Origin of the sequence: Streptomyces sp. NPDC053076 (genome assembly GCF_044546845.1) — a bacterium.
In the GTDB taxonomy this organism is placed as follows: Bacteria; Actinomycetota; Actinomycetes; order Streptomycetales; family Streptomycetaceae; genus Streptomyces.
The window spans coordinates 770,415-787,673 of the sequence record NZ_JBITZL010000001.1; the positions used below are offsets into that span (position 1 = coordinate 770,415).

1 protein-coding gene is annotated in these 17,259 nt (G+C 72.1%); it reads left to right on the forward strand.

The features are described 5' to 3' along the window. Window positions 1-135: 135 nt before the first annotated feature. Window positions 136-17,202: a type I polyketide synthase gene (locus tag ACIGYR_RS03125; protein WP_400014148.1), complete on the forward strand. Its 17,067-nt coding sequence runs from the start codon at window positions 136-138 to the stop codon at window positions 17,200-17,202. Window positions 17,203-17,259 lie beyond the last annotated feature (57 nt).

The window sequence follows — 17,259 nt, forward strand, 5'->3', positions numbered from 1 at the left end:
TCCTGACGTACGAGCGACCGCCCTCGGTCGAGAACGTCCCGCCCTTTCCGCCGACCGCCTTGCGGCCGACTGCTTTTTTGATGGGAAAGCACGATGAGTAACGAAGACAAGCTCCGGGATTACCTCAAGCGAGTCATTGCCGAACTGCACCAGACGCGGCAACGCCTGCAGGATGCGGAGACCGCGGACCACGAGCCGATCGCCATCGTGGCGATGAGTTGCCGCTACCCGGGCGGCGTAAGCTCCCCGGAGGAACTGTGGCAGCTGGTGTCCGCCGGCGCCGACGCCGTCTCGGGCTTTCCCGAGGACCGCGGCTGGGATGTGGAAGGGCTGTACGACCCGGACCCGAGCGCCGTGGGCAAGAGCTATGCGCGCGAAGGCGGCTTCCTGCACGCGGCCGGCGACTTCGACCCGGCGTTCTTCGGCATCTCGCCACGCGAGGCCCTGGCCATGGATCCGCAGCAGCGGCTGCTGCTGGAGACCAGCTGGGAGGCGTTCGAACGCGCGGGTATCGACCCGGCCTCGGTACGCGGCACCCGCACCGGTGTCTTCACCGGCGTCATGTACCACGACTACGGCACCGGCCTCGACGCCGTACCCGCCGGGCTCGAGGGCTACCTCGGCAACGGCACCGCCGGCAGCGTCGCCTCCGGCCGGGTGTCCTACACGCTCGGACTCGAAGGCCCGGCCGTCACCATCGACACGGCCTGCTCGTCGTCCCTGGTGGCCCTGCACTGGGCCGCCCAGGCCCTCCGCCGGCGTGAATGCACGCTCGCGCTGGCCGGTGGCGTGACGGTGATGTCCACTCCCGGGACCTTCGTGGAGTTCAGCCGGCAGCGGGGCCTTGCCCCCGACGGCCGCTGCAAGCCGTTCGCGGCGGGCGCGGACGGCACCGGCTGGGGCGAGGGCGTGGGCATGCTGCTGCTGGAGCGGCTGTCCGACGCGCAGCGCAACGGCCACCCCGTCCTTGCCGTGGTCAGGGGCTCGGCCCTGAACCAGGACGGCGCGAGCAACGGTCTCACGGCGCCGAACGGCCCCTCCCAGCAGCGCGTGATCCGAGCGGCCCTCGCGGACGCCCGGCTCTCCGCCAAGCAGATCGAGGTGGTGGAGGCACACGGCACCGGCACGACCCTGGGCGACCCCATCGAGGCGCAGGCGCTCCTCGCGACGTACGGCCAGGACCGGCCGGAGGACCGTCCGCTGCTGCTGGGCTCGATCAAGTCCAACATCGGCCACACGCAGGCCGCGGCCGGCGTCGCCGGAATCATCAAGATGGTGCAGGCGATGCGCCACGGGCTGCTGCCGCGGACGCTGCACGTGGACGAGCCGTCGCAGCACGTCGACTGGTCGGCGGGCGCTGTCGAACTGCTGACCGAGGCCACCCCCTGGCCGGACACCGAGGAACCCCGCCGGGCGGGTGTCTCCTCCTTCGGTATCAGCGGAACCAACGCACACATCATTCTCGAAGAGGCCCCCGCCGAGGCTTCGGATGAGGAGCCGGCTGAGGCCGTGGTGGCGCCGGTGGTGGTGCCGTGGGTGATGTCGGGCAAGTCAGAGGGTGCGCTGCGGGCACAGGCGGAGCGGCTGGTCGCTTCTGTTTCCGGGCTGTCGCCGGTGGATGTCGGCTTCTCGTTGGCTGTGTCGCGTTCGGTGTTCGAGCATCGGGCTGTGGTGCTGGGTGATCTGGTCGGTGGGCTGGAGGCACTGGCCGAGGGCCGTGAGGTCGCGGGTGTGGTGCGGGGGAGCGCGAGCGGTGCCGATGGCCGTGCGGTGTTCGTCTTCCCGGGTCAGGGTTCACAGTGGCTGGGCATGGCCGCCGAACTTCTTGATTCCTCACCGGTGTTCGAGCAGCGGGTCGGTGAGTGTGCGGCTGCGCTCGCGCCGTTCGTGGACTGGTCGCTGACGGACGTCCTGCGCGGTGACGGTGGTGACGGCTGGCTGGAGCAGGTCGATGTCGTTCAGCCGGTGTTGTGGGCTGTGATGGTGTCGTTGGCCGAGGTGTGGCGGTCCTACGGTGTGGAGCCGGCCGCGGTGATCGGTCATTCGCAGGGTGAGATCGCCGCTGCCGTGGTTGCTGGTGCCCTGTCGCTTCAGGACGCGGCGAAGGTCGTGGCTCTGCGGAGCAAGGCGATCCGGGCGCTGTCCGGGCGCGGTGGCATGGTGTCCGTCTCCCTGGGTCTGGAGGCCGTCGAGGAGCGGTTGTCGGCGTGGGAGGGTCGTCTGGCGGTCGCGGCGGTCAACGGCCCGTCCGTCGTGGTCGTTTCCGGTGACGCGGACGCCCTGGACGAACTCCTCGCGGGTTGTGAGGCGGAGGGTGTGCGGGCTCGTCGTATCGCGGTGGACTACGCCTCGCACTGCTCGCATGTGGAGGAGATAGAGGACGTTCTCCTGCGTGAGCTGGCGGGGATCGCCCCGCAGGCCGCTTCGGTGCCGTTCTACTCCACGGTGACGGCTGAGGTGTTGGACACCACCGCTCTGGACGCGGGCTACTGGTACCGCAATCTGCGTCAGACGGTCCGTTTCGCGGACACGGTACGTGCTCTGCTGGACGACGGTTTCCGGCTGTTCATCGAGTCCAGTGCGCATCCGGTGCTGACGATGGGCATCGAGCAGACGGCCGAGGAACACACCAACTCCCTCGTCACGGCCGTGGGTTCGCTGCGGCGTGACGAGGGTGGTCTGCTCCGTTTCCTCACCTCGGCCGCCGAGGCGTTCGTCGGCGGTGCGGTCGTCGACTGGTCGGCGGTGTTCGAGGGCACGGGTGCCCAGCGCGTCGACCTGCCCACCTACGCCTTCCAGCGCGACCGCTACTGGCTGGAGACCACCGGCGCGGTGGTGAGCCAGAACGCCGCTGCCGGTCTGGGGCTCGGGTCCGCAGACCACCCCCTCCTGGGAGCGGTCGTCGCGCTGGCCGACGCGGAGGGGTTCCTGCTGACGGGTCGGCTGTCCGTGCGTACGCACCCGTGGCTGGCCGATCACGCGGTGGCCGAGACGACGCTGCTGCCGGGGACGGCGTTCGTGGAGCTGGCGCTGCGTGCGGGAGACGCGGTCGGTTGTGACCGGCTGGAGGAACTCACGCTGGAAGCGCCACTGGTGCTGCCCGACAGCGGCGCCGTGCAGGTGCAGTTGACGGTCGGCGGACCGGACGTGGCCGGACGGCGGCCGGTGGCGGTGTACTCACGACCCGAGGACGCACCCGAAGGATCCTGGACGCGACACGCCACAGGCGCGCTGACCGACAGCCAAGCCGGAGGCGGTGCGGAGGAGACCACGGTCGCCGCCGAACTGGGCGTCTGGCCGCCGGCCGGCGCGGAGCCGGTCGCGGTGGACGGCCTGTACGAGGGCCTCGCGGCCATGGGGTTGCAGTACGGCGCCGCCTTCCAGGGCGTACGGGCGGCTTGGCGACGCGGCGACGAGGTGTTCGCCGAAGTCGCCCTCGCCGAGGAGCAGCGCGCCGACGCGGGCCGCTTCGGCCTGCACCCCGCGCTGCTGGACTCCGCCCTGCACGCCATGGCGTCGGGACCGGACGACCCGCAGCGGAGCGAGGGTGAACGGCGTGCCGGGCTTCCGTTCGTCTGGAGCGGGGTGTCCCTGTTCGCCACGGGCGCGGACGCGCTGCGCGTCCGGCTCGCCCCGGCGGGAGCGGACGCGGTGTCCGTGTTCGTCGCCGACACCACGGGGGCGCCGGTCGCGGCTGTGACGTCCCTGGTGACGCGTACCGTGTCGCCCGAGCGGCTGGGGGCTGCGGCACGCATCACCGACGAGGCGCTGTTCCGCGTCACGTGGCGCGAGATCGCGCTGCGTACCCCGGCGTCGTCCCCGACGACCCTGATCTGTCCGGACCTGGAGGAGCTGCGGACCGCCGTGGCGGCGGGAACAGAGGCTGTGCCGGACGTGGTGCTGGCCTCCTTCACGACGCGGACGGCCGACGACGACAGCGTCGCGGCCGACGACGACAGCATCGGTACGGATGCCGGTGATCCGGCGGTTGTGCGGGCGGTGACGCTTCGCGCGCTGGAGTCGTTGCAGGCGTGGCTGGCGGAGGAGCGGTTGGCCGGGTCGCGGTTGGTCGTGGTGACCCGGGGAGCGGTGTCTGCCGTGCCGGGTGAGGACGTGACCGATCTGGCGGCTGCGGCGGTGTGGGGTCTGGTGCGGTCGGCGCAGGCCGAGCACCCGGACCGGTTCGTCCTGCTCGACCTGGACGGGCAGGAGCTGTCCGGTCCGCTGGTGGACGCCGTGCTCGCCACCGGAGAGCCACAGATCGCCGTACGGTCGGGAGAAGCCCTCGCCCCGAGGCTGGCGCGCGCCACCGCCGAGACCCGGACCGGACCCGGTACCGGTGCTGACTCCGGTTCCGTGCCGGCCGCCGCCTGGAACCCGGACGGCACCGTGCTGCTGACGGGCGCCACCGGCACACTGGGCGCCCTCGTCGCGCGGCACCTGGTCACCGAGCACGGCGTACGCCGGCTGCTGCTGGTCTCCCGACGCGGCCGTACCGCCCCCGGTGCAGTCGAACTCGCCGAGCAACTGGGCGAGTTGGGAGCAACGGTGACGGTCGCTGCCTGCGACGCCGCCGACCGGACGGAGCTCGCGGAGCTGCTGCGGACCGTGCCCGCCGAGCACCCGCTGACCGCGGTCGTGCACGCGGCCGGCGTCCTGGACGACGGCGTGATCGAGTCGCTGACACCGGATCAGGTCGAAGCGGTCCTGCGGCCGAAGGTGGACGCGGCCGTCCACCTCCACGAGCTGACCCGGGACCTCGACCTCGCCGCCTTCGTGCTCTTCTCCTCCGCCGCCGGGACGTTCGGCGGCGCCGGTCAGGGCAATTACGCGGCGGCGAACGCCTTCGTCGATGCGCTGGCCGCCCACCGACGCGCCCACGGTCTGCCCGCGGTCTCGCTGGGCTGGGGATTCTGGGCCGAACGCAGTGGCATGACCGGCCACCTGGCCCACACGGACGTACGGCGCATGCGCCGCGCCGGCATCGCCCCGCTCACGTCGGAAGAGGGCCTCGCCCTGTTCGACGCCGCGGCGACACCGGCGACACCGGCGACCGACTCGGCCACGGCGGATGCCGTTCTGCTGCCCATACGCCTCGACCTGCCCGCCCTGCGTGCCCAGGCCGCGTCCGGCGTCGTACCCGCGCTTCTGCAGCACCTGCTGCGCATCCCCACCCGCCGTACGGTCGAGGCGTCCGGTGCCGGTACCGGCACCTCCGCACTCTGGCAGCGCCTGGCGCGCCTGCCCGAGGCCGAGCGGGACGAGACCCTACGGACGTTGGTGTGCACCCATGTCGCCGCGGTCCTGGGTCACGCAGACGAGACCGCGGTCGACAGCGACCGCGCGTTCAAGGAGCTGGGCTTCGATTCACTGACGGCGGTGGAGCTGCGCAACCGGCTGAACACAGCCACCGGGCTGCGCCTTTCGGCGACGCTCGTCTTCGACTATCCCTCGCCGGCCGTGCTCGCCCGCCATCTGCTGTCGGAGCTGACGGCGGCGAACGCCACGGACGGTGCCGGTGCCACTCCCTCGGCGCTCCCGGCCGCCGGGACGGCGACGGCGGCGGACGAGCCGATCGCGATCGTCGCGATGAGCTGCCGGTTCCCCGGCGGCGTAGACACCCCCGAGGAGCTGTGGCAGCTCCTGGAGCACGGCACGGATGCCATGGCGGCCTTCCCGGACGACCGTGGCTGGGACATCGAGAAACTCTACGAACCCGGTTCGGAGACCCCGGGGAAGATCCATGCCCGCGAGGGTGGTTTCCTCTACGACGCGGGTGATTTCGATCCGGGGTTCTTCGGTATCTCGCCGCGTGAGGCGTTGGCGATGGACCCGCAGCAGCGGCTGTTGCTGGAGACGTCGTGGGAGGCGTTGGAGCGGGCGGGTATCGATCCGGCGTCGGTGCGCGGCAGCCAGACCGGAGTCTTCGCCGGGATCATGCACCACGACTACGGCCTTCTGCAGGGTCCCGACGGCACCCCCGGTTCCCCCAGTCCCGGCAGCATCGCTTCGGGTCGCATCTCGTACACGTTCGGGTTCGAGGGTCCCGCGGTGACGGTGGACACGGCCTGCTCGTCGTCGTTGGTGGCGCTGCACCTGGCGGTGCAGTCGCTGCGGCAGGGTGAGTGCTCGTTGGCGCTGGCCGGCGGTGTGACCGTCATGGCGACGCCGGCGCTGTTCGTGGAGTTCAGCCGGCAGCGTGGTCTCGCCCCCGACGGCCGCTGCAAGGCGTTCGCGGGCGGCGCGGACGGCACCGGTTTCTCCGAGGGTGCGGGCATGCTGCTGCTGGAGCGGCTGTCGGACGCACGCCGCAACGGTCACCGGGTGCTGGCGGTGGTGCGTGGTTCGGCCGTCAACCAGGACGGTGCGAGCAACGGTCTCACGGCGCCGAACGGGCCGTCGCAGCAGCGGGTGATCCGTTCCGCGCTGGCGAGTGCGGGTCTGTCCACCGGTCAGGTGGATGTGGTGGAGGCGCACGGTACGGGCACGAAGCTGGGTGACCCGATCGAGGCGCAGGCACTGTTGGCGACGTACGGCCAGGACCGGCCGGAGGACCGTCCGCTGTGGCTGGGCTCGATCAAGTCGAACATCGGCCACACGCAGGCGGCGGCTGGTGTGGCTGGTGTGATGAAGATGGTGCTGGCGATGCGGCATGGTGTGCTGCCGCGGACGCTGCACGTGGATGAGCCGTCGCCGCATGTGGACTGGTCGGCGGGTGCCGTCGAGCTGCTGACCGAGTCGGTCGCTTGGCCGGAGAGTGGTCAGGCCAGGCGTGCGGGTGTGTCGTCGTTCGGTATCAGTGGCACGAACGCCCACGTGATCCTCGAGCAGGCCCCCGTTGCGGATCCGGCTTCGGCCCCGGAAGAGGGCCCGGCTGCGGGTGCCGTGCCGCCGACGGTGCTGCCGTGGGTGGTGTCGGGCCGTTCGGAGAGTGCGCTGCGGGCTCAGTCGGAGCGACTGGTGTCGTTCGTCGGGGAGCGTCCGGAACTCGCGCCCGTTGACGTGGCGTTCTCGCTCGCGACGGGACGTTCGGTGTTCGAGCATCGGGCTGTGGTGCTGGCGGGTGAGCGGGCTGGTTTTGAGGGTGGTTTGGCTTCGTTGGTGGCGGGTGAGCCGGCTGCTGGTGTGGTGCGGGGGCAGGTGGCGTCGGGGAAGCTGGCGGTGCTTTTCTCCGGGCAGGGCAGTCAGCGTGTGGGGATGGGCCGGGGGCTGTATGAGGCGTTCCCGGTGTTCGCCGAGGCTTTCGATGAGGTGTGCGGGCGGTTCGACGCGTTGTTGGAGCGTTCGTTGCGTGAGGTCGTCTTCGGGGACGGCGAGGCGTTGGATGCGACGGTTTATACGCAGTGTGGTCTGTTCGCGTTGGAGGTTGCGCTCTACCGTCTGCTCTCTTCGTGGGGTGTGACACCTGATGTGGTGGGTGGGCATTCGATCGGTGAGGTCGCTGCGGCGTTCGTGGCGGGTGTGTGGTCGCTTGAGGATGCGTGTGCGTTGGTGGCGGCGCGCGGCCGTTTGATGCAGGCACTGCCGTCGGGTGGTGTGATGGTGTCGGTGCGGGCGTCGGAGGCCGATGTCCTGCCGTTGTTGGACGGTCACGGCGAGTTGGGCGTGGCTGCGGTCAACGGTCCGTCCTCGGTGGTGATTTCGGGTGCTGAGGCTGCGGTGGCCGTGGTGGTGTCGCGGTTGGAGCAGCAGGGTGTGAAGACCCGGAAGCTGCGGGTGTCGCATGCGTTCCACTCGCCGTTGATGGAGCCGATGCTGGCCGAGTTCCGGCAGGTGGCGGCCGGGTTGTCGTACAACGCTCCGCGGATCGCGTTGGTGTCGAACCTGACGGGTGAGCTTGCCGGTGCGGGTGAGGTGTGTGACCCGGAGTACTGGGTGCGGCATGTGCGGGAGGCGGTCCGTTTCGCCGACGGCGTCACCCAGCTGACCACCCAGAACGTGTCCGTCTGCCTGGAGCTGGGCCCGGATGGTGTCCTGTCCGGCATGGGCCAGGAAACTGCTGCCGACGTGTCGTTCGCACCGGTGCTGCGTAAGGGCCGGGACGACGTCGGCTCGCTGTTGGAGGCGTTGGCGCAGGTCTACGTCCAGGGCCAGGACGTGGACTGGGCCGCCTACCTCGCGCCGTACGGTCCCCGGCAGGTGGAGCTGCCCACTTACGCCTTCCAGCGGGAGCGGTACTGGCTGGAGGCGGCACCGTCCGCCGGCGATGTCACCTCGGTCGGTCTGGGCGCGGCGGAACACCCCTTGCTCGGTGCGGCCGTGACGCTGCCCGACTCCGACGGCTGCCTGTTCACCGGCCGACTGTCGCTGGCGTCGCACGGTTGGCTGAACGACCACCAGGTCATGGGCGCGGTGCTCCTGCCGGGAACCGCGTTCGTCGAACTCGCGCTGCACGCCGGTGGCTGGGTCGGGTGCGACCGGCTGGAGGAGTTGACGCTGGAGGCGCCGCTCGTGCTGCCCGAGCAGGGCGGCGTACAGATACGGGTGGCGGTTGCCGACGCCGATGAGTCGAGTCGCCGGGCACTGACCGTGCACTCGCGGCCGGACGACGAGGGCGAGCCGTGGACCCGGCACGCGACGGGCCGGGTCGCGCCGGAGGAGGTGCGCACGGAGTCCGGGGAAGGGGTATGGCCGCCGCGCGACGCCGAGGCCGTGGCCCTGGACGGGTACTACGACCGGGCCGCCGGTACGGGCCTGCGGTACGGGCCGGTCTTTCAGGGCCTGCGGGCCGTATGGCGGCGCGGTGACGAGGTGTTCGCCGAGGTCGCGCTGCCGGAGGAAGCGGAGACGGAGTCGAGTCGCTTCGGTGTGCATCCGGCCCTGCTGGACGCGGCCCTGCACGCGATGGGGGCCGCGGCGGGCCCGGTGGCCCCGGCGGAGCAGTCGGAACCGGCGGATCCGTCGACCGGCATCCGGCTGCCCTTCGCCTGGAGCGGCGTGTCGGTGTACTCGACGGGCGCCTCGGCGCTCCGTGTACGACTGAGTCCCGGCAACGCCGACGGCTCGGCGCTGTCCATGGCGGTGATGGACCAGGCCGGCGGGCTCGTGGCCACCGTGCGGTCGATGGTGACGCGTCCCGTTTCCGCCGAGCAGATCAGCGCGGCGGGCGGCGTGCTCCACCAGTCGCTGTTCCGGTTGGGATGGCGCCGCGTGCCCGGTGTCGAGGTACAGGCGCGGCACTCCGAAGCCGCTCCCGTCCTGCTGGGCGGTGCCGGACTGGTATCTCGGGACGCGTGGGCGGAAGGAGTGCTGGACCGGACGTCGTACCACGAGGACATCGACGCGCTGCGTGCCGCGGTCGACGCCGGTGTGGCCGTGCCCCCGGTGGTCGCCTGCGTCCTGCCGTCCCTGCCGGGCGTGGGCGCCGACACGGTACGACATGCCGTACAGCAATGCCTGGCCCTGATCCAGGGCTGGCTGGCCGAGGAGCGGTTCGCCGACTCGCGCCTGCTGATCGTCACGCGCGGAGCGGTGGCGGTCGAGGACGGCGACGACGTCCCCGGCCTCGCCGCAGCCGCCGTATGGGGGCTGGTACGGAGCGCGCAGAGCGAGCATCCCGGCCGTTTCGTCCTGGTGGACCTGGACCCGTACCCGGACCTGGATGCGGGCGAGGAGCGGTCGGACTCCGCCGAGCCGTGCGCGCTGACCGTCGACGACGTCCCGTTCCTGTCCGCCGCCGCTGCTGGCGGAGAGCCTCAGGTGGCGGTTCGGGGTGGGGCACTGCTGGCCGCGCGTCTGGACCGGGTACGCACCACGGATGCGGCTCCGCTGCCCTCGGCGACCTGGGACGCGGCCGGTACGGTCCTGGTGACCGGCGCCAGCGGCACGCTGGGCAGGCTGGTCGCACGCCATCTCGTGACCGACGCCGGCGTCCGGAGCCTGCTGCTGGTGAGCCGGCGGGGTGCGGACGCCGACGGTGCCCGTGAGCTGGAGTCGGAGCTGTCGGCAGGCGGCGCCTGTGTGACCTGGGCGGCCTGTGACGTGGCGGACCGGGCGGCACTTGCGGACGTACTGCGAAGTGTTCCGGCGGATCGTCCGCTGCGCGCGGTGGTGCACACCGCGGGAGTGCTCGACGACGGCGTCATCGACGCGCTCACCCCGGAGCGCGTCGACGCGGTCCTGCGGCCGAAGGTGACCGCGGCGGCCAACCTCCACGAACTGACCCGCGATCTCGACCTGTCGGCATTCGTGCTGTTCTCCTCGGCGGCCGGCACGTTCGGCACCGCGGGCCAGGCCAACTACGCCGCGGCCAACGCGTTCCTGGACGCGCTGGTACGGCACCGGCGCGCCGCGGGCCTGTCCGGGCTCTCCCTCGCCTGGGGCCTGTGGGACACGGCCGACGGCATGGCGGGCGGACTGGCCCGGGCCGATCTGCGCCGGATCGAACAGTCCGGCGTGCTGGGGCTGGCCCCCGCGGAGGGCCTGACCCTGTTCGACATCGCCTGCGCGGCGGAGACGCCGGTCGTGGTCCCGCTGCGGCTGGACCCGGCCCAGGCCGGCCGAGGGGGCGAAGTGGCCCACGTACTGCGCGGTCTGGTGCGGCCCACGAACCGTCGCTTCGCCGACACCCCCGCTTCCACGGGTTCCTCGCAGCTGCGCGAACAACTCGCCGGAGTGTCGGTCGCGGACGGTGAACGGCTGGTGCTGAACGTCGTACGCCGGAACGTGGCCGCGGTTCTCGGACATGCGGAGACGGAGGCAGTGGAACCGGGCCGAGCCTTCAGCGACTTCGGCTTCGACTCGCTGACGGCCGTGGAACTGCGCAACCGGCTCACCACGGCCACCGGACTGCACCTGCCCGCGACCCTGGTGTTCGACTACCCGTCCCCCCTGGCCCTGGCCCAACACCTCCGGCAGGAACTGACCGGCAACCACGACACGGCGGCCGGCACGGCACCCGCCCTTTTCTCCGGCCCGTCCGCCGGAGACGGCGAGGACGACCCGGTGGTCATCATCTCCATGGGCTGCCGCTTTCCTGGCGGCGTCCGCACCCCCGAAGAGCTGTGGAGCCTGCTCGCCGCGGGCGGCGACGCCATTTCCGGCTTCCCCGAGGGACGCGGCTGGGACACGGAGGCGCTGTACGACGCCGACGCCGACTCGGACGGAAAGAGCTACGTTCGCGAAGGCGGCTTCCTGCACGCGGCCGGCGACTTCGACCCGGCGTTCTTCGGCATCTCGCCACGCGAGGCCCTGGCCATGGATCCGCAGCAGCGGCTGCTGCTGGAGACCTCCTGGGAGACCTTCGAACGGGCCGGTATCGACCCGACGTTCCTCAAAGGCAGCGCGACCGGCGTCTTCGCCGGCCTCATGTACCACGACTACGGCTCCCAGCTGCAAAGCATTCCCGAAGGCGCCGAGGGCTACCTCGCGACGGGCGGCTCCGGGAGCATCGCGTCCGGACGCATCGCCTACACCTTCGGCCTCGAAGGCCCCGCGGTGACCATCGACACCGCCTGCTCCTCCTCGCTGGTGGCCCTGCATCTCGCGGCGCAGTCCCTGCGTCAGGGAGAGTGTTCACTGGCACTGGCCGGTGGTGTGACGGTGATGTCCACCCCCGCGACCTTCGTGGAGTTCAGCCGGCAGCGTGGCCTCGCCACGAACGGCCGCTGCAAGCCGTTCGCGGCGGGCGCGGACGGCACCGGCTGGGGCGAGGGCGTGGGCATGCTGCTGCTCGAGCGGCTGTCCGACGCGCGCCGCAACGGTCACCGGGTGCTGGCCGTGGTGCGTGGTTCGGCCGTCAACCAGGATGGCGCGAGCAACGGCCTCACGGCGCCGAACGGACCGTCCCAGCAGCGGGTGATCCGAGCGGCGTTGGCGAACGCCCGGGTCCCGGCGGCCGAGGTGGACGTGGTGGAGGCGCACGGTACGGGCACGACCCTGGGTGACCCGATCGAGGCGCAGGCACTGCTGGCGACGTACGGCCAGGACCGGCCGGAGAACCGGCCACTGTGGCTGGGCTCGATCAAGTCGAACATCGGCCACACGCAGGCCGCGGCCGGCGTCGCAGGGATCATCAAGATGGTCCTCGCGATGCGGAACGGCTTCCTGCCGCGGACGCTGCACGTCGACGAGCCGTCGCCGCACGTCGACTGGTCGGCCGGAGCTGTCGAACTGCTCACCGAGTCCACGCCCTGGCCCGAGACCGGCCGGCCGCGCCGGGCGGGTGTCTCCTCCTTCGGGCTCAGCGGCACCAACGCGCACATCATCCTCGAAGAGGCTCCCGACACGGCTCCGGAGGAGGAGCCGGTTGTGAGTGTCGAGCCGCCGGTGGTGGTGCCGTGGGTGGTGTCGGCGAAGTCCGAGGCCGCGCTGCGGGGGCAGGCGCAGCGGCTGGCCGCCTTTGTGCCTGGTGTGTCGCCGGTGGATGTCGGTCTGTCGCTGGCTGTGTCGCGTTCGGTGTTCGATCACCGGGCTGTGGTGCTGGGTGATCTGGTCGGTGGGCTGGAGGCGCTGGCCGAGGGCCGTGAGACCGCGGGCGTGGTGCGGGGGAGCGCGAGCGGTGCCGATGGCCGTGCCGTGTTCGTCTTCCCCGGTCAGGGTTCGCAGTGGCGGGGTATGGCCGCCGAACTTCTCGACTCCTCACCGGTGTTCGCGGGGCGGGTCGGTGAGTGTGCGGCGGCTCTCGCGCCGTTCGTGGACTGGTCGCTGACGGACATCCTGCGCGGTGACGGCGGTGACGGCTGGCTGGAGCAGGTCGATGTCGTGCAGCCGGTGTTGTGGGCCGTGATGGTCTCGCTGGCCGAGGTGTGGCGGTCCTACGGTGTCGAGCCCGCGGCCGTGATCGGTCATTCGCAGGGTGAGATCGCCGCTGCTGTGGTGGCTGGTTCCCTGTCGCTCCAGGACGCGGCGAAGGTGGTGGCGCTGCGGAGCAAGGCGATCCGGGCGCTGTCCGGGCGTGGCGGGATGGTGTCGGTCTCCCTCGACGTAGAGGCCGTCCGGGAGCGGCTGTCGGCGTGGAGCGGCCGTCTGGCGGTCGCGGCAATCAACGGCCCGTCGGTCGTGGTCGTCTCCGGTGACGCGGACGCCCTGGACGAACTCCTCGCGGCTTGCGAAGCCGACGGCGTGCGGGCTCGCCGTGTCGCTGTCGACTACGCCTCGCACTGCTCGCACGTGGAGGAGATCGAGGACGTACTCCTGCGTGAGCTGGCGGGCATCGCTCCCCGTCCGGCTTCGGTGCCGTTCTACTCCACGGTGACGGCTGAGCTGCTGGACACCACCGCTCTGGACGCGGGCTACTGGTATCGCAACCTGCGTCAGACGGTCCGATTCGCGGACACGGTACGGGCCCTCCTCGATGACGGTTTCCGGCTGTTCATCGAGTCCAGCGCGCACCCCGTGCTGACGATGGGCATCGAGCAGACCGCCGAGGAACACACCAACGCGTCGGTCTCAGCGGTGGGTTCGTTGCGCCGTGACGAGGGTGGCCTGCTCCGTTTCCTCACCTCGGCCGCCGAGGCGTTCGTCGGTGGTGCGGTCGTCGACTGGGCGGCGGTGTTCGAGGGCACGGGCGCCCGGCGCGTCGATCTGCCCACGTACGCCTTCCAGCACCAGCACTACTGGCTGGAGTCGGAGCCTGCCACCGCCGCCGATGTCACGTCGGCGGGTCTGTCCTCCGCCGATCACCCGCTGCTGGGCGCGGCCGTCACGCTGGCCGCGTCCGACGGGGCCCTGCTGACGGGCCGCCTTTCGCTGCGTACGCACCCCTGGCTGGCCGAACACGCGGTGGCCGGCGTGACGCTGCTGCCGGGGACGGCGTTCGTGGAGCTGGCGCTGCGGGCAGGAGAGGCGGTCGCCTGTGACCGGGTGGAGGAGCTGACGCTGGAGGCGCCGCTGGTGCTGCCGGAGGACGGTGCGGTGTCCGTACAGGTCTCCGTCGGCGGGCCCGACGAGTCCGGGCGACGTGCGCTGAACGTGTACTCGCAGGCGGACGGCGGCCCCTGGACGCGGCATGCCGTGGGTGCTCTCACGAGCGGCGGCGCGACGGCGGTGTGGGCGGACGCCGGTGCGGCGTGGCCGCCGGCCGACGCGGAGGCCGTCGACGTGGAGGGCCTGTACGAGAGGTTCGCGCGCAACGGATTCGGTTACGGACCGACCTTCCAGGGGCTGCGGGCCGTCTGGCGGCGCGGTGACGAGGTGTTCGCGGAGGTCCGGCTGCACGAGGATCAGTGGTCCGAGGCACGGAACCTGGGCGTTCACCCGGCGTTGCTGGACGCGGCGCTGCACGCGATGGCGTTCGGCGGGTTCGTCCGGCTGCCCGGCTCCGTCACTCCGGACGGGGACACCGGACGGGTCCGGCTGCCCTTCGCCTGGAACGGTGTGGCCCTGCACGCCCAGGGCGCGTCCGCGCTGCGGGTGCGACTGGCCCCGGCAGGACCCGACGCGGTGGCGGTGACCGCCGTGGACGAGTCGGGCCGGTCGGTGCTGACGGTGGACTCGCTGGTGACCCGGGCGATCTCCCGGGAGCAGCTCAGCCGGGCGCACGGCACCTTCCACGAGTCGCTGTTCCGGCTCGACTGGACCGCGGTGGCGTCGCCGGCCGTGTCCCGCGCGCCGGGCAGGTGGGCGGTGCTGGGCGACGACGGCACGTCGCTGCCGACGGCTCTGAAGTCGGCGGGTGCGGCCGGGGCGCAGGCCGAGCGGTACGCGGACCTGCCCACGCTGACGGAGTCCGTGGCGGCGGGCGGGAACGTACCGGACCTGGTGTTCGCCCCGTTCGCCGCGTGGCTCGAAAGCGGTACGCCGGACGAGCTGTCCGCGGACCGGGTGCGTGCCGTGGCGCACCGGGCGCTGCGGCTGACCCAGGCGTGGCAGGGTGAGGAGCGCTTCGCGGGCTCACGCCTGGTGTTCGTGACCCGTGGGGCGGTCGCCGCCCGGCCCGGGGAGCGGGTGCCGGACCCGGCCTGCGCGGCGGTGTGGGGTCTGGTGCGGGCGGCCCAGTCGGAGAATCCCGACCGGTTCGTGCTGCTGGACATGGACGACCAGGAGACCTCGTTCGCGGTGCTGCCGCAGGTCCTGGAAGGTGCGGAGCCGCAGTTGGCGGTGCGGGCCGGGCGGCCGTTCGCGCCGCGGCTGGCCCGGGTGCGTGCGGAGCGCGCCACCGACGGTGCGGTCCCGGACACCATGGACGAGGGCACGTCGGCCGCTCCGGTGTGGTCTCCGGAAGGCACGGTGCTGATCACCGGGGCAACCGGCGTGCTGGGGTCCCTGGTGGCCCGGCACCTGGTGGCCGAGCACGGTGTCCGGCATCTGCTGCTGACCAGCCGCAGTGGCCGGGCCGCCGCCGGTGCCGCCGAGCTGGCGGACCAGCTGACCGCCCTCGGGGCGTCGGTGCGGCTGGCCGCCTGTGACGTCGCCGACCGTGTGGCGCTGGCGGAGCTGCTGGCGAGCGTGCCCGCCCGGCATCCGCTGACCGGTGTGGTGCACGCGGCCGGTGCGCTCGACGACGGTGTCCTCGGCTCGCTGACGCCGGAGCGTGTGGACACCGTCCTGCGTCCCAAGAGCGACGCGGCGGTCAACCTCCATGAGCTGACCCGGGATCTGCCGCTCACGGCCTTCGTGCTGTTCTCCTCGGCGGCGGGTGTGTTCGGTGCGGCCGGGCAGGCCAACTACGCGGCGGCCAACGCGTTCCTGGACGCTCTGGCGCACCACCGCCGGGCGGCGGGACTCCCGGCGGCCTCGCTCGCCTGGGGTCTGTGGGCCGAACGCAGCGCCATGACAGGGCACATGGACGAGGGCGACGTACAGCGGCTGAACCGCTCGGGGGTGGCCGCACTCACCTCCGAGGAGGGGCTGGCCCTCTTCGACCGCGCGGTGGAGTTGTCGTCGGCCACCGAGGCGGACGGATCGGCAGTGGACCCGCTGCTGGTGCCGATGCGGCTCGACGTCGCCGCCCTGCGGGCGCAGGCGGCCTCGGTCGGCACGCCCGCCCTGCTGCGGGGGCTGGTCCCGGTGACGCCGCGCCGGGTCGCCGACAGCACCTCCGCCCGTGGCGCGGACGAGCCGGGGCAGGCGCCGCTCGGGCAGCGGCTGGCCGGGCTGTCGGCCGCGGAGCAGCTGCGGACGCTGACCGAGCTGGTGCGGACACACACGGCGACGGTGCTGGGCCACGACTCCGTGGACCCGGTCGAGGAGGACCACGCCTTCCTGGAGCTGGGCATCACCTCGCTCACCGCCGTGGAGATCCGCAACCGGCTCAACCACGTCACCGGTCTGACGCTGCCGGCGACGCTGCTGTTCGACCACACCACCCCCGCCGCGCTGGCCGGCTACCTGCGCACCCAGGTGGTGCCGGGCGCCGCGCCCGAGCCGGAGGCGCCCGCCGCCGGGGCCGGTGGCACCGGGACCGGTGGCGCCGGGCAACCCACGGCCCCCGCGGCCGGGGGCGGCTCGACCATCGAGTCGCTCTACCGGCAGGCGTGCGCCGACGGCGAGTACGTCGCGGGCACCCAACTGCTGATGGCGGCGGCCCGGTTGCGCCCGTCGTTCCGTACGGCCGCCGAGCTGACGAGCCCGCCCAAGCTGGTCCGGCTGTCCAAGGGCAGCACCGCGCCCGGCCTGGTGTGCTTCCCGTCGCTCGTGGCGATCTCGGGGGCCCGCGAGTACGCCCGTTTCGCGGCGGGCTTCCGGGGCCGCCGCGACGTCACCGTGCTGCCCGAACCCGGCTTCGGCAAGGACGAGTTGCTGCCGGCCGACGTCGACGCCGTGGTGGAGATGCAGGCGGAGGCGGTACTGCGGACCGTCGGTGACGATCCGTTCGTGCTCGTCGGCCGGTCGTCGGGCGGTTGGATCGCCCAGGCGGTCGCGGGGCTGCTGGAGCAGCGGGGGATCACCCCGGCGGCGGTCGTGATGCTGGACACGTACCTGCCTCGCAGTGAGGCCCTGCCATGGATCCAGACCAACCTGTCCGGGAAGATGTTCGACCGCGAGAAGATGTTCGGCGTGGTGGACGAGGGCCGGCTCACGGCGATGGGCGGGTACCTGCGCCTCTTCTCGAACTGGGGACCGGAACCGATCGGTGCGCCGATCCTGGCGGTGAAGGCCGAAGAGACCTTCACGGGCTCGGAGCAGACCACCGACGAGGAGGCGGCGTGGGGGCCCCAGGTCACCCGGATCGAAGTGCCCGGCGACCACTTCACCATGATGGAGGATCATGCCGGCGCCACCGCCGGAGCCGTCCTCGACTGGCTTGCGGAGAACGCGTGATGTGAGTGCACGGCGGCTCGCCGTGCACTGGATCACTCGTCGCGAGAGAAAGACGGA